16 protein-coding genes are annotated in these 14,908 nt (G+C 36.0%); 9 read left to right on the top strand and 7 right to left on the bottom strand.

Annotated elements, in window-relative coordinates; translation table 11 throughout:
- Positions 1–93 precede the first annotated feature (93 nt).
- Together JSS34_00885 and JSS34_00880 are read right to left on the bottom strand one after the other, a co-directional pair.
- Positions 94–1,071, bottom strand: a complete 978-nt coding sequence (locus JSS34_00885) for an RluA family pseudouridine synthase (protein ID MBS0184903.1) — start codon at positions 1,069–1,071, stop codon at positions 94–96.
- 89 nt (positions 1,072–1,160) lie between these two features.
- Positions 1,161–1,979 carry an OmpA family protein gene (locus JSS34_00880; protein MBS0184902.1) on the bottom strand — a complete coding sequence of 273 codons (819 nt, stop codon included), beginning with the start codon at positions 1,977–1,979 and terminating at the stop codon, positions 1,161–1,163.
- Between the two features lie 433 nt (positions 1,980–2,412).
- Between JSS34_00880 and JSS34_00875 the strand changes: the two genes are divergently transcribed.
- The 4 genes from JSS34_00875 (at position 2,413) to JSS34_00860 (ending at position 7,666) form a co-directional block, all read left to right on the top strand.
- A complete protein-coding gene (locus JSS34_00875) occupies positions 2,413–3,123 on the top strand; it encodes a tetratricopeptide repeat protein (GenBank protein ID MBS0184901.1) in 711 nt (236 codons plus the stop codon).
- An 87-nt stretch (positions 3,124–3,210) separates the two neighbouring features.
- A complete protein-coding gene (locus JSS34_00870) occupies positions 3,211–4,587 on the top strand; it encodes a PQQ-like beta-propeller repeat protein (protein ID MBS0184900.1) in 1,377 nt (458 codons plus the stop codon).
- A gap of 27 nt (positions 4,588–4,614) precedes the next feature.
- Positions 4,615–6,003, top strand: coding sequence for a ribosome biogenesis GTPase Der (der, locus tag JSS34_00865; GenBank protein MBS0184899.1), 1,389 nt, complete (start codon positions 4,615–4,617; stop codon positions 6,001–6,003).
- A complete protein-coding gene (locus tag JSS34_00860; GenBank protein MBS0184898.1) occupies positions 5,984–7,666 on the top strand; it encodes a cobaltochelatase subunit CobT in 1,683 nt (560 codons plus the stop codon). The genes der and JSS34_00860 overlap by 20 nt, the downstream gene beginning before the upstream one ends.
- A gap of 235 nt (positions 7,667–7,901) precedes the next feature.
- On the opposite strand, the gene JSS34_00855 is transcribed toward JSS34_00860, so the two are convergent.
- A complete protein-coding gene (locus JSS34_00855) occupies positions 7,902–8,801 on the bottom strand; it encodes a hypothetical protein (GenBank protein MBS0184897.1) in 900 nt (299 codons plus the stop codon).
- A gap of 400 nt (positions 8,802–9,201) precedes the next feature.
- Between JSS34_00855 and JSS34_00850 the strand changes: the two genes are divergently transcribed.
- Both JSS34_00850 and JSS34_00845 read left to right on the top strand, forming a co-directional pair.
- The gene (locus tag JSS34_00850) at positions 9,202–9,471 is read left to right on the top strand and encodes a type II toxin-antitoxin system ParD family antitoxin (protein MBS0184896.1); all 270 of its coding nucleotides are present in this window, start codon (positions 9,202–9,204) and stop codon (positions 9,469–9,471) included.
- 7 nt (positions 9,472–9,478) lie between these two features.
- A complete protein-coding gene (locus JSS34_00845) occupies positions 9,479–9,646 on the top strand; it encodes a type II toxin-antitoxin system RelE/ParE family toxin (protein MBS0184895.1) in 168 nt (55 codons plus the stop codon).
- A gap of 140 nt (positions 9,647–9,786) precedes the next feature.
- Here JSS34_00845 and JSS34_00840 read toward each other — a convergent pair whose 3' ends face one another.
- The 3 genes from JSS34_00840 to JSS34_00830 are packed head-to-tail and all read right to left on the bottom strand — an operon-like array spanning position 9,787 to position 11,805.
- Positions 9,787–10,443, bottom strand: a complete 657-nt coding sequence (locus JSS34_00840; protein ID MBS0184894.1) for an amino acid ABC transporter ATP-binding protein — start codon at positions 10,441–10,443, stop codon at positions 9,787–9,789.
- A 1-nt stretch (position 10,444) separates the two neighbouring features.
- On the bottom strand, positions 10,445–11,074 hold the full coding sequence (locus JSS34_00835) for an amino acid ABC transporter permease (protein MBS0184893.1): 630 nt from the start codon (positions 11,072–11,074) through the stop codon (positions 10,445–10,447).
- Positions 11,062–11,805 (bottom strand): amino acid ABC transporter substrate-binding protein, encoded by a 744-nt coding sequence (locus JSS34_00830; protein MBS0184892.1) that lies wholly within the window; start codon positions 11,803–11,805, stop codon positions 11,062–11,064. The genes JSS34_00835 and JSS34_00830 overlap by 13 nt, the downstream gene beginning before the upstream one ends.
- 122 nt (positions 11,806–11,927) lie before the next feature.
- Here JSS34_00830 and JSS34_00825 point away from each other — a divergent pair, with 122 nt between their 5' ends.
- The 3 genes from JSS34_00825 (at position 11,928) to JSS34_00815 (ending at position 13,076) form a co-directional block, all read left to right on the top strand.
- On the top strand, positions 11,928–12,401 hold the full coding sequence (locus JSS34_00825) for an ArgR family transcriptional regulator (protein MBS0184891.1): 474 nt from the start codon (positions 11,928–11,930) through the stop codon (positions 12,399–12,401).
- Between the two features lie 158 nt (positions 12,402–12,559).
- Positions 12,560–12,808 carry a type II toxin-antitoxin system Phd/YefM family antitoxin gene (locus JSS34_00820; GenBank protein MBS0184890.1) on the top strand — a complete coding sequence of 83 codons (249 nt, stop codon included), beginning with the start codon at positions 12,560–12,562 and terminating at the stop codon, positions 12,806–12,808.
- Entirely contained in the window at positions 12,801–13,076 is a 276-nt protein-coding gene (locus JSS34_00815; protein MBS0184889.1) for a type II toxin-antitoxin system RelE/ParE family toxin, read from the top strand. Before JSS34_00820 ends, JSS34_00815 begins: the two co-directional genes overlap by 8 nt.
- A gap of 265 nt (positions 13,077–13,341) precedes the next feature.
- Here JSS34_00815 and JSS34_00810 read toward each other — a convergent pair whose 3' ends face one another.
- The gene (locus tag JSS34_00810) at positions 13,342–14,778 is read right to left on the bottom strand and encodes an AAA family ATPase (GenBank protein ID MBS0184888.1); all 1,437 of its coding nucleotides are present in this window, start codon (positions 14,776–14,778) and stop codon (positions 13,342–13,344) included.
- Positions 14,779–14,908 lie beyond the last annotated feature (130 nt).

Here is a 14,908-nt window from a genome sequence, read left to right as displayed (position 1 = left end):
TTTCAAAAATATCAAGATGTTTTTCTATCTATCTTTTAGTGAACGCTCTCAGAAAAATAATAAATGAAAAACTCACTTTGTTAAAGCTAAAGGTTAAAGAGCCTCAAGGGCCTCTTGAAGCTGTTGCATATCTTCTGGAAATGGGCTCTCAAAAGAGAGAAGATCTTGTGTAAGGGGATGAAAAAATTGAAGAGAATAAGCGTGCAATGCTTGCCGTCCATGTTTCCAATGAAGTCTTTCTAAGAGATGTCCAAGAGGGCTATTTTTGGGCGTATGACCATACGTTTCATCTCCTAAAATAGGATGATGCAAAGATGAAAGATGAACACGAATTTGGTGTGTTCGACCTGTATGGAGCTTACATTCAAGCAGGCTGGCCATAATTTTTGAAGTTTCTTTCTTTTTAAAAACTTGAAGTGTTTTATAATCTGTTTTAGCAGGACGTCCTTCTTTTTTAACAACTGTCATTTTTTTGCGATCCTTATGAGATCGTTCAATATTTTTTTCAATTGTGCCATGAAGGGGAATGATACCTCCAGAAATAAAGGCTTTATATTTCCGAGAAAGGAGCCTTTCTTTAAATTGAAGCATAAGGCCTTGATGTGCGGTATCCGATTTTGCAACAACCATGAGACCACTTGTTTCTTTGTCGAGACGATGAACAATGCCAGGACGTTTTACGCCTCCTATGCCTGAAAGGCTTTCTCCACAATGTGCTAAGAGTGCATTTACAAGCGTTGAATCTGGATTTCCAGGAGCTGGATGAACTGTAAGGCCTGCGGGCTTATCAATAACGAGAATATCATCGTCTTCATACAAAATAGAAAGTGGGATAGATTGGGCTTGTGGAAAAGCTTCCTGGGCAGGAGGAACCTTAACTTGAAAGCTTTCGCCTTCTTTTACCGTATAAGAAGTATCATAAATCGGTTTTTCTTTAAAAAAAACCATTCCAGATGAAATCAGTGATTTTAACCGTGTTCGAGAAAGAGAAGGAATATTTTCGGCAAGAAATGCATCAAGACGTACCTTTTTTTCAAGAGGTGGAACAGTAATTTCAAAAATTTGATGCATTCAAGTCCTATAATTTTCTTCTTTCTGTATACAATAAAAAAACCCTCAAGGATATTTCCTTAAGGGTTTTTTTGTTAATAAAAGCTCCTTTAACGAAGGATAACTTCTATACGACGGTTTTCACGATTAGCGCTTGTTGTTGGAACAAGAGGATTACTATCACCTTGCCCAAGAGCAAGAATTGCATCAGCGGGAACACCAAGTTGAATTAAAGCAAGCTTCCCAGCATCTGCGCGCTCTTGGGATATGCGGATATTGGCTGCAGGAGAGCCTGTTAGATCTGTATATCCAAGAACGAGAACTTGTTTTAATCCTTGGGAGCTTTCAAAAGCTTTCGCTGCAGCTTTTAAAATATTATGTCCAGCAGGGTCAAGACTTGTTCCTCCAGAATTAAAGAAAGCAATAAATAATTCTGGCTGTGCAGATTCTATGACGGCATGAATTTGATTTAAATCATCCATACAATTTGCTTTACATGTTGCCGCGGCTTCTGGGTTATTGTTGACAAGCTCAGAAACCCAGCAGTCAAAGTTAACTTGAAGAGCTGCCATTTCATTTGGATATTTTAAGTCCATCCGTTGAGCAAAAAGACCATTTATAATAGCGCGTGCTTGGGAGAGTTCTTGTAAATATTCAGGAGGAACATTGGTCTTAAAAGGATCAATTGGCGGAACCATTTCGCCTCCTGACGCTCCGAGGCCCTTGCGTGCAAATTGTTCTGCTTGAATATAAGAAGCATCTTCTTTGTCTTCTTGAGCAAGCGTTTTATAATCCTCTGTAAGAGCTTGCGTAAATGGATCTCTTCCTTGAGGCGTTGTGTTTTCCAAAACATCTAGATCTGGGGTACAAGCTCCTGCAAGCAGGGTAGTTGCACACAAGGCAGAGATAAAAGCATTTCTTGAAATCATTTGTCATTTCTCCTGTTTTATTTTCTCTCAATGATGAGAGGCTGTTGGCTGATGCTTTAAAAAGTTAATCCTGAAGATCTCAATCCTAAAGGAAAGGCCTTTATTTTAACTTTTAAAAACGTCTTAAGATTAATTTTTAACCTTTTTTTATTATAAACGAAGGAACCAAAAAGGCCCTTTATATAAGAAAAAAACAGGATTTCCTTCCTATATAAAGAAAGAATCTGCTTAATTCTTATTCTTTAAGTATACGCCCAGTTGTTTTTTTTTAAAAGAGATAATTACTTTTTTGTAATTTAGATAAAGAGAAAGTTTTATATAGGCAAGATCCTTAAGGAATGATATAAAAATGTTAATTCTTTTATCTTTGGACACAAAGAAAAAATAATGGCAGGTTTATAGATGCGATTACGTCAACATAAGGGGAAATTCTGTGGACATTATTGATGAAGTTGTAGAAGAAGTTCAACATGAGAAATTATTGAATCTTTGGCGCCGATACAGCATTTTTATCTATATTGTCTTAGGGTGTGTTATTATTGGTACAGGGATATATGCTTTTTGGAAAGATCAAGAAGAGAAAGAGGCTAAAAAGGCTTCAGCTCTCTATGCCCGTGGTTTAAAATTCGAAGAAGCCGGAAATAAAGAGGACGCGCAAAAAACTTTTCAAGAAGTTATTACCTTGGGTCTTAGGGGATTTAAAGCGCTTGCAGAACTTTCTCTTGGAAATATGATGAATGCCCTTCAGCAAGATACGACAAAAACACAGGCAGAGAGTCGTAAGTTTTTAGAAGATTTAATATCTTCTTCCAAAACACCATCATCCCTCCGAAAAACAGGAGAAATGAAACTTCTTTTATTAGATTTTGAATCAAAAAATATGTCTTTATTAAAAGAAAGGCTTGAAAAATATTTAGGAGAAAAAAGTATGGCCTCTTCCCTTTTAGTTCAGGAAATAAGGGCCTCTTTTGAGTATCAGTCTGGAAATATGGAAAAATCCTATGGCCTTTATGAGGCCCTTTTGAAAAACCCTAAAGCATCTCATGGTATTCGGCATCGTGCATTAAGAATGTTGATGCTTTTAAAGTCAAAAGAAGCCTTTAAAAGCCAGTTAACAACGCCTGATGTTGGAGAGCTAAATTAAACGTCAAGATTCTTTTAAAATGAATCTTTGCATGTTGGAAACAATATTGAAGACTTTGAAAAGGATGTCCCACATAAAGGAATTTATATGAAATATTGCTCTAAGCTTTATCAAGTCCCAAAAATCTTGTTTAAAAGAATTTTCTTTTTCTTTTTTCTTGCTTTTTTAGGAATAACTTTTACGTCTTGCGATTGGATGGGAAAAGATCCCGCTCCCCCGTTACCTGGGGAAAGAATTTCTATTATGGATTATGAAAGTGGGCTTAAATCTGATCCTTCTTTAAATGATATTGCAATTGAAATTCCTCAAGCTGAAATAAATCAAGAATGGTCACAGATTGGTGGGAATGCTTATAATTTAATGCCTCCCCTTGAGCTTCCTCAATCGCTTGAATTAGATTGGTCGCGAAGCATTGGTTCAGGATCAAGCAGCAGTGAACGTCTCATTGTGGATCCAATTGTTGCAAAAGGGCATATTTATACGATGGATACCAGTTATGTTGTTTCTTGTTTTGATTTTGAAACAGGGCATTTGATCTGGGATATTGATGTTTCTCACTCTGATTGGACAGGAATTTCTTTAGGCGGAGGCATTTCTTTTGAAAATGATATTGTTTTTGTCACCACCGCTATAGGAGATGTGATTGCGCTGAATTTTGAAACAGGTCAAGAAATCTGGAGAACCTCTCTTCATTATCCAACACGTGCAGCGCCAACAGTTTCAGAGGGTAAAGTATTTGTTCTAACGCTCAATAATACACTTGAAGTTCTTAATGGAAAGACGGGTGAAAAAATTTGGTCTCATGCGGGTGCCACGGAAATTGCCGGCATTTTAGGATCTGCAAGTCCCGCAGTGCGTGACGGAATCGTCGTTGTTCCTTATTCTTCCGGAGAAATTGTAGGTTTGCGTGCTGAAACCGGTGAGATCCTTTGGGCTGACAATCTTGTGTCTTTAAGACAAACAGAAGGACTAAAAGGATTGGCTCACATTCGTGCCCATCCTGTGATTGATGAACAACATGTATATGCGATTAGCCATTCAGGACGTATGGTTGCTCTCAATCTTGAAACGGGAGAGCGTTTATGGGAGCAGGAAATTGGAGGCATTTCGGCTCCTGCAGTTGCTGGTAATTTCCTATTTGTCATTTCTTCCCAAGGGGAATTGATTTGCCTTGAAAAAGTAACAGGTAAAATTAAATGGGTTAAAATTCTTTCAGATTTTATTCCTGTTCCTGAGACAGAAGATAAACCAATAAAACCTCAGATTCATTGGATAGGACCTCTCCTAACACAAAGTGCTCTTCTTGTGACAGGATCGAACTATGAGACGCTTCAGATCTCCCCTCAAACAGGGGATGTTATGGGTATTATTCAGCTTGGGGAAAAAGTCCTCATTCCTCCTATTATTGCAAATAAAACACTGATCTTTGTAACGGACAATGGATATCTAAAAGTCTTTCGTTAAATAAAAATCAATAAAGAATAGAGAAATATGTCAGAGCTTACACTTGCCTTAATTGGAAGGCCGAACGTTGGAAAATCAACGATTTTTAATCGATTGGTTGGGTCATCTCAGGCTCTTGTCGATAAAACACCGGGACTTACACGGGATTGGCAAGAAGGTTCTGGAAAGATTGGAGATTTGACGTTTAATATTATTGATACGGCTGGTTTTGAGGATGAAAAAACCGGAACACTTGCATCGCGCATGTGGTCGCAAAGTGTAAAAGCTTTAAATCATGCAAATGTTCTTTTGTTTGTTGTTGATGTAAAAGAAGGACTTACGCCTGTTGATATGCAAATGGCACGATGGATTCGCACCCAAAATAAGCCTGTTCTTCTTATTGCTAATAAAAGTGAAAATTCAAAAGAGCGGTTAAATGCATATGATTTTTTTTCTTTAGGTCTGGGTGATCCAATTTTACTTTCTGCAGAACATGGGCTTGGACTTTTAGAACTTTATGAAGCGCTTAAGAAATACTCTTCTTCGCAAGGTTATGAAAGAGAAGAAGTATCTAAAAAAGAACGTGCCGTTAAAGGATTTAAAAAGGAAGATGAAACAATGGTGATTGATCTTGCTGTTGTTGGGAGGCCAAATGCTGGAAAATCAACATTTATAAATGCGCTCTTGGCAGAGGATCGCCTTTTAACCGGAGAAGAAGCTGGTCTTACCCGCGATGCTATCGCTGTTCCATTTTCCTATAAAGGTCGAGATTTTCGTTTAATTGATACCGCAGGCCTTCGGAAAAAAGCACGTGTTGTTGAATCTCTTGAACGTCTTTCAACGAAAGATACGCTTGAAGCAATCCGTCTCTCCCAAGGCGTTATTCTTGTTTTAGATGCATTGATTCCTCTTGAAAAACAAGATCTTACAATTGCGCGTCATGTTTTAGAAGAAGGACGTATCCTCGTTGTTGCCTTAAATAAATGGGATCTCGTAAAAGAGCCAAAAGCGCATTTAAAAGAAATTCAAGAAAATCTAAAATATGTTCTTCCTCAGGTAAGAGGACTTGTGTGTGTTCCTATGTCTGCCCTGAAAAAACATCAAGTCCAAGATGTTTTGAAAGCGGTTTTAGATCTTTATCCTCTTTGGAATAAAAGGTTGGGAACGGCGGATTTAAACCGTTGGTTGGATGGTGTTCTTGCGCAACATCCGCCACCTCTTATGCAGGGACGTGCTTGTAAAATTAGATATGTTACGCAGATAAAAACGCGGCCTCCAACTTTCTTAGCCTTCTCAAATAGACAAGAAGAAGTTTGGCCAGAATCTTATAAAAGATATCTCCTGAATAGCTTAAGAGAGACCTTTCATTTTGAAGGAGTTCCTTTGCGATTAAATTTTAAAACATCTGAAAATCCTTATGTTGATTCTGAAAAATGATTTAACGCAGCGACATCTTTTATCTGCAACACGTGCTTTGTCCCATGATATAACCTTTCATCCTTCAAAAGACCTTTTAAGGCAAGAAAATACAACCTTGATGCTTGGGGCTTTCAATGATGCCGCTTTTGCTCACCGGTTTCACGATGCCTGCCTTCTGAGAGAGGGACTTGAAACATATGCATTATCTTCAGAGAAGATTGCTTTTATAGAAGCCTTAGAGCGCTTTCGGTATCACGCATTGGGTAGTGAGTTTTATCGGGGAACGAGGATTTCTTTAAAGATATTTCGAGAGTCACTTTTAAAAATTGAGGATACGTACTTAAGAGATCTCTATTTTAATGTTGTTTCTTTTCTTGAAGGGGCTGAAAACCTTCCCTCCTCTCTTTCTCTTCAAAAGACCTCTCAGTTAAAGAAATTAAAAAATGCAATCAAAAATCAGGCTCTTTTTTTTGAGTGTCTCGTAAAACTTCTTAAAGCGCGTCCTAATTTTAAGACCAAAAAAGAATTGCAACAGTCTCCTTTTCAAACTTTAGAGCACGAAAAATCTACATTTGAGAGATCTTCTCAGCAGGAAAAGATAATTCCTGCTTTCGAAGCAAATTCGATGAAGGAGAGAAAATCTGACGGATTTGTTTCTCATTCTTCTCAAAGACATAAATCGCTAAAGACAAGTGTTAAAGAAGTTCCCATGGCTCAAGAAATAAGCATATCGGAAGAAGGGTATAAAATATTTACAAAAAAGTATGATGAAATCATAGAAGCTTCTCGCCTGGCTTCCCATAAAGAGAGGGAAGCTCTTTTTAATGATCTTGAGACAAAAGCAAACCTTTTTAAAGAAAAAATTACACCTTTAGCTCAAAAGCTCTATAGATTTCTGAAGACACAGAGTCCTCTATGTTGGAAATTCGAGGAAGAAGAAGGATACTTAAATGGCGCTAAGCTTTCTCAAAAAATAATTAATCCGACTTTTCCTTATATCTATAAATCAAGACAGTTAGATGATTCTTTGGGGACTGCTGTAACCGTCCTTGTTGATAATTCGGGGTCCATGCGAGGACGTCCAATTACGCTTGCTGCTTTGAGTGCTTCTTTTTTAGCTCAAACCCTTGAAAGATGTGGTGTGCGCGTAGAAATCTTGGGGTTTACAACAGTTTCTTGGCAAGGGGGCAAAAGTTTTCAAGAATGGGTTCAAAGAGGAAAACCTCCTTATCCTGGCCGGCTTAATGAAACACGTCATATTATCTACAAATCTTTTGAAACACCTTGGCTGCGTGGACGCACGTCTCTAGGCGTTATGCAGAAAGAAGGTATTTTAAAAGAAAATATTGATGGCGAGGCCCTTTTATGGGCAAGCAAAAGACTTTTTCGAACTGAAGAACGCAAAAAAATCCTCATTATGATTTCTGATGGGGCAAGTATTGATGACATGACACTTGCGCATAATCCGCAAGGATATTTGGAACAGCATCTTAAAAGTGTTATTAAAAGTTTAAGTCACCTTCCTCAATTTCAATTATTTGCAATTGGAATTGGGCATGATGTGACACGGCTTTATCCAAATTCTATTACTTTAAAATCTGCAGAAACACTTGGAAAAACTCTTTTTGAAGAGTCGCCAAAGCTGTTTAAAGAAAATTTAAGGCATTTCAAAAGACGTTAAAATTTCATAAAGCTATATGCAAAAACCTATAGCTTACTTCCTCTATTCATATTCTTCTTAAGAATCTTCTTCGCTCTAAGAGGTGTAAGAGGCATTTTCAAGCTCTCCCTATCTTTTGACATTTAGGATCATACCACAGGAAAATTATTGCTAAAATACAATTTATAAAAAGTTTTACAGCATCCCATCGTATTTGCCAGAATGATCTCATGTTATTCTTTCGCTTCATTAAAGATTATTCCTTCCATACCTTTGGTTGACAACGTAACCCATAGATTTGGCCGTTCTGTATGTCACTTACCAGCTTTTGAGCTTGAGCGCGTGTCATCTTGTAGGTAATTGAACTCTCTGTTAGGATTTGAGCACGGTAATTACGATCAGCGGGGTCAAGCAGACTGTGTTTGACGTTCTCCATAGCCCATTTGCTCAATGCCTGTTGGCTTCTTAATCGATCATCAAGGTCGTCATTATAGGAGCCTCCTGCCAGACTTGGTTCGTCCTGCTCCGAGCTCTTCGGGATGAGAGGTGTATGAAGTGAAGGAGCATAAGGAGCAGCAATGGGATGTCGGGCTTCGTACCGAAACGTCGCATAACATGTCACTGGACAGAGCACACATTCCAGAAGAGCAATTGGCAAGCACGCCAATATGCACGGCATTTCACATTCACGATCAGCCGACGTATTCAAAGTTTCAGCTCTATAATCCACGTTCGTTCTCCACCAAGCCGGCACATCTTTTCGTTTCATTTCTATATTCATGATACGAACAACATCAGCATCTCCTCTTTCACATACAAAATCGCTCCAATCATTGTTTAAGCAAGGAAATAGGGCACAATCACAACAAAGCTTGGAAGGATCAAGATTACAGGCATGTAATGTAGGTAGCTTCATTCGAGATCTCTCAAAGTCGGTGAGCTGCCTCTCCATGTAATAAGGTTTTTGGCCCCTCTGGTCTTCGTCATCTATAACGTTCTGACGACGCTTAAGTCCATGGGGTGTAACATCTTCATCCTCACACATAATACACATGAATGGTCGCCAAAACCCACCCGCATGAAGAGATTTCACAGGAGATATTATTAAGAGTACTGTCCCAAAAAGTAAAAATATTCGAAAAAAATTTTTAAACATACAAAACCTCCTGTTTTATTTATTTAAATTAATTCAATAGCCTCAAAGAACTATCTTATGAATCGAATTGATTGCTAAAATGTATCTTCTTTTAATTCTATATTAAGGAGAGATTAAGGAGAGGCATTAAGAGATCAATATTAAAATAGTTTACCTTAATTAATAAGGAGTCCAAGAACTTTGATAAAAATATTTCTACTCTGTAATACTTGGCAAAAATAAAAAGAAGAAAAATATGGGTAAGGTCTTTGACGTCTTAAAATTAGAGCCATTTTATTTTTCTTTAGAGACATCTTTAAGCTAAGAGAAGCATTCTTGTTTAAGATTCTTTTGTAACAATATTTGACATTTTTTGTTATTTTTGATATTAAATAAATTGTAAGTGAAAGGAAAAAATCGAATGAATATCTCATTAAATAATACGCTGGAAAAATTTATTCAAAAAAAAATAGAAACTGGGCTTTATAACTCTGCCAGTGAGGTTGTCCGTGAAGGAATAAGGCTTCTTATGGAAAGAGATATGCTCTTTCAGCAACAAATACAAAAACTTAATCATGAGATTGAAGCGGGCTTACGACAGCTTCAGAATGGAGAAAGCATCTCTGGACCTCAAGTTTTTGAAGAAATTAAGAAGATGAGTGATAACAGACATAAAACAATGAGCGTTTAGAAATAATATGTCCTCTTATATTATTTCAGAGCTTGCTCGGGAAGATCTCATAAAGATATGGGAATTTATTGCTGAAGATAATCAAGCAGCAGCTGATAAAGTTATTGGCTCTATTCAAGAAAAATTTGAAATGCTCAGTTGTTATCCAAAATGGGACATGTTCGTCGAGACTTAACGGAGTATCCGGTCTTATTTTGGCCGATTTATAACTACCTTATTATCTATAAAGCTGAAACATTTCCTTTAGAAATTGTTCGTATACTTAGTGGCCATCGTAATCTCATAGACTTGTTGGGTTAAAAAATTTTCTTTTAATTAATAATATCTCTTCAAATAGGGAATGGGATCTTCTTTTAAAGAATGAAGATTTGTATTGAGCACAATTTCTCCGTCCTTTAGGAGAATGATTTGATCTGCGATCTTTGTTAAAAAATCAAGATCGTGTGAAGCAATGATCATGGTAACTCCCATACTTTGAACTGATTTAAGCAAAGAGACAACATCAAGAACAGTTGCAACATCAAGGCCAGATGTGGGCTCATCACATAGAAGAATTTGTGGGTGCATCATAAGACTACGTGCGAGCGCAACGCGTTGCTTTTGTCCACCAGAAAGTTGGCTTGGAAAGACATGTTCTTTGCCTTCAAGTCCAAGTGTTTTAAGAAGCGTGAGAGCTTCTGCTTGAAGATCTTTATCTTTTTTATGGAAGGCTGGAGCATAGGTTAGATTTTGTAAAACTGTCATATGGGGAAACAATTGAAAATCTTGAAACATAAATCCAGTTTGTTTTTTATAGTCAATCAGTCCAGAGTCGATGGTCTCTAATTTTTGCAGACACCGAAGAAGGGTTGATTTTCCGCTTCCTGAAGGTCCAGCAAGGCCAATAATCTTGTTTTCAGGAATGTTTAAAGTGATGTTTTTAAGGACATCCAATGTGTCAAATTTTTTACAAACATTTTGAATTTTAAGCATACTAACCCCTTTGTTCAATCTTCTTTCCAAAATATTCAATTAAAATAACAAGCGCATAATAATAACACCCCGCAATACAAAGCGGGATAAAATACGTAAAGTGCTCGGCTCCTAAAATTTGTGATTTTCTGAGGATATCCATTCCCCCGATGGTTGCAATAAGGGCTGTTTCTTTTAAAAGAGCAATAACTTCATTAACAAGAGAGGGGAAAACATTCCGTATAACTTGGGGAAGAATAATATCTTTCCAAGTGTAAAAGGAAGGAATTTGAAGCGTTTTAGCGGCTTCAAACTGCCCTTTTGGAAGGCTTTCAATTCCAGCTCTTAAGATTTCTGCAATGTAGGCAGAACTATTGAACCCAAATGTTATGATGCCAGCTTCTAAAATGCTGAGCTTAATATTGAGAAGTCCGGGTACGGCAAAATAAATTAAGCTTAGTTGTAAAATAACAGGAGTTCCACGTAAAACTGAAACAAGGTGATTAATCAAACCCTTTGCAATTCTCTTATAGCGGAGAATTGAGAAAAGGCTTCCGAGCAAAAGGCCCATGGATAACCCTCCGATAAGAAGCTGGAGCGTTAGAATAACTCCGCTTCCTATAAAGAGGATATGAGATATTAATTTTTCCATTCTGTCCTACCCATCCATTTTTTCTGTAATTTTTGGAGATCTCCGTTTTCTTTTAAAGCTTTGAGAGCCTGATTAATCTCATCTTTAAGAGGCGAAGGTTTCTGAACTGCAATCCCATATCCATCATCGGATTTTGCAATAATTGTATAAGAAAGCTCGGGATTATTTTTGCTATAAATTGCGCCTTGGCTATTATCCATAAAAGCCAAATCCACATGGCCTGCTTTTAATGCCTCAATAACCTGATTGTTGTTATCCATAGAGATAATTTCAGCATCTGGTACATGCTTCTTAAGCCATATTTCCATGGATGCTCCAAGTAAACATCCAATTTTTTTCTTGGAAAGTTGACTTTGATCTGTAATAGGCTTTTCTTTATAATAAACAGCTACGAGTGTTCCCGTATAATAGGGATCTGAAAATGTAAAATTTTCTTGTCGGTCTTTTGTAATTGTGAGGGTTGAAATGGCTGCATCCACAGTATTGCTCTGAAGCGCAGCTAAAAGTGTGCTAAATTGCATATCCTCAAATTTTGCTTCTTTCCCAAGCTCTTTCGCAATGAGTTGTGCAAGTTCAATATCAAACCCTGTTAATTTTCCATCTTGATAATATTCAAAAGGAGGATAATCTCCTGAAACAGCAAATGTGAGTATATTTTTGGACCTTTCTTCTTTGCATCCCAAAAGACTTAAAACCGAAAGGAATAAGAGGCAGGTAAAAGCTTTTTTCATAATTGGCTCCATATTCAAATTATATTCATTATTTGAATATATTGGTATTCTCTTGTTGTGTCAACAAAAAATGAATATAGTTTCATAATAAGTACGCCATAAATCTTTTTGAGGAGCTAAAGATGTTAGAAGATAGAACACTTGAAGGCCACATTCTTAGTATTATTCAAAACTATGAGATTCTTGAACAAAGCGAACTTCAAAAACATTTGAAAGAAAGAGGTTATGAGATTCCGCAAGCAACCTTATCAAGACGCCTCAAAAAACTGAAAATCGCTAAAGTATCTGGGATTTATAAAGCAACTGATTCTCATCAATCTCATTTTCCGTTGGTTTTGAATATGCAAGTTTCGGATTTTGGACTTATTGTTTTGCATACATATCCAGGGCATGGAAATAGTTTGGCGTATTTTTTGGATCAAAAATATGTTCCCTATTCCTATAATTCTCCTAAAAGTAAAACTCAGAAAACATATGGTATCCTTGGAACAATTGCAGGTGATGATACGGTTCTTTTAATTATTCACAAAAAAGAAGATCTAAAAAAAGTTATTGCAATGATTTTAGAGGATTTTCCATATTTAGAGCGTCCATAGAAGCTAGATGAAGTTTTTTAATGACTTCAAGTTAAGTTTTTTCTTCATCATTATTTTCTTTACCTTAGGTAAAATAGAGATATCAATAAAAATATTTATGGCATTGACCATTATAATTAAATCGGTTAAAATAACTAAATTGATTAATAGAGGGTATAATGAAGACTGTTTCTGCAACAGAAGCCAAAACAAATTTTGGAAAATATCTTTCAATAGCTATATCTGAGCCCGTTGTCATTAGTAAAGCTGGACATGAGGCAATCGTTATGATTTCAAAAGAAGAACTTAATCGTCTAGAAGCCTGTGAAGATGCCTATTGGGGAATGCGTGCACGTCAGGCTGAAAAAAAAGGGTATCTTGGAGAAGAAGAAAGCGCAAAAATTATAGAGAAGCTTATTAATGTTTAAGCTTAACTTAACAAAAGATGCTTTGGATTTTTGGGAAACTTTAGATGCTAAGCTATATAGGCAGGTTGCACGTAAGGTTCTTTCGCTTTTGTTCGATCCTTATCCGCATGATTCAAAATCCCTTATAGGATATTCTGAGTATTATCGTATAGATGCTGGAGAATATCGAATTATTTACAAAGTCGAAAAAGACATGATTATGCTTGTTCTTATAGGGTTAAGAAATGATGATAATGTCTATAAAAAATTTCAGCGTAAATTAAGTTAATATTTTTTCAATTATTAAAGAATTTGGAAGAATATAAGCTTTAATTGTGGTCATTTTACTCTTTCTCCGTAACTTAATTTCTTATATCCTTTCATCTGTAATAGCTTTTTGTGTTTATCCTTTCAAAAAAACTTCAAGGTGTTGCACTTCTATTTAGAAGATGGGAAAGAATTTAGGTTGCAAAAAGAAATTTACAATAAGACTTTTGAAGCTCAGCATAAAAATGTTTAAAGAAACAAAATCAGAAAAAACCTCCTTATAATTTTTACTTTTTTAGAAGATCACTGAAATCTATAATATGAAAAAAATAATCTAACTCTTTTACTTCTTCGTGGACACCATTAACATGGATTAAAATAGGACGACAAGAAAATCCTTTAGGCTTTTGAAGATTTTTAATTTTTTGTTCCATTTCTTCTATGATATCTTTTTTAATTTCAGACTGTGAAAATTTAATCTCACAAAGATACAGATTTGAAAACTTTGTATTTATTAGATAATCGATTTGACAGCCTGGTTGTTTAGATGTTTTATTTTGAAAAAATGGATTGTCCCATATAATTTCATCAGGAGAAATTTGAAGAAGTTCTTGAATTCTTTTGCGATTATTCAGGACAAGATTTTCAAATTGAAGGCCCATTATCGTATTCCAATTTGGTAAACTGCTTAAAGCTTTGGATTCAAAAGCGCCATCTGAAATCCTATTTTTATTGGGCAGTATATACTTTAAATAAAATCGGGTATAGTTATCTTTGAGTCGATAATGGCTTAATTTAGCTTCCGTTTGAGTTGCTAAATTCCAGGTATAATCTCGACTTATAAAGCCTGCTTGCATAAGTTCATACAAATAATCTGATGTGGTATTATTTTGTGTAAATTTTATCGCTTTGCATAAAGTTGTTCCTTCTATATTTCCATTAACTAAGAGTTCTAAAGCTTTTTTATAAAAGCTGCTTTTGCTTAAAAAGAGGTCAGAAAACATTTGGTCAAATTCATTAAATAAAAATCCTTCTTTGATAAAGCACAGGTTCTTTATGTTTTGGTCTGCTGTTAATTCTGGTCGAATTTCTTCAAGATATTTAGGAATTCCTCCCGTAATTGCTAAAATTTTAAACTTCTCATAAGCAGAAATAAGTTTTCCTTTTGATCCAAAAAATTCATTGCATTCGCTTAAAGAAAGTTCTCCTATGGTAATAGGAGCGGAAGTTCTTCCAACAAATCCTGTGCTATTTAAAATATTTTTTTCAATCCAGGAAGAGACCGACCCACATAATATTAGAATGAGGTTATCATTTTCTTTAAAGTGAAGATCCCATGCATTCTTTAATTTTCCCAAAAAGTCTGAATCTTTGGATCCGATCCAAGAAATTTCATCAAATACAACGATGACTTTGCCAGTTTTAACTTTATCTGCTAAGAAATAAAAAACGTCTCCCCAGTCACTAAACCGAATATTTGGAAGCCGAAAATATTCTCGTAACTGTCTGACAAATTCATTAATCTGTGATTGTTTTGTTGTTTGGGGAGTAGGGGGAAGACCTGAGAAAATATAATAAGGCTTATGCGTCTCTCCAAATTCTTTAATAAGGCGACTCTTGCCAATGCGGCGTCGACCTTTTATGACAATAAGACTCGCAGTCTTTTTTTGAGTGAGCCCGTGAAGAATTTCTAGTTCTCTTTTTCGTCCAATAAACTTTGCCATATTTGTACTCTTTCATCTACAAATAGTAAAATTACTTTTTACAGATCCAAAATAGAATCTTTTTTTACATCTGTAAAATGGAAAATCTCTTTTTAAAGATTCAATATAGCAGATATTTTTATTTATGTAA

It is taken from the genome of Pseudomonadota bacterium, assembly GCA_018242545.1.
GTDB lineage: Bacteria > Pseudomonadota > Alphaproteobacteria > 16-39-46 > 16-39-46 > 16-39-46.
This window is presented reverse-complemented; position numbering and strand designations above follow the sequence as displayed.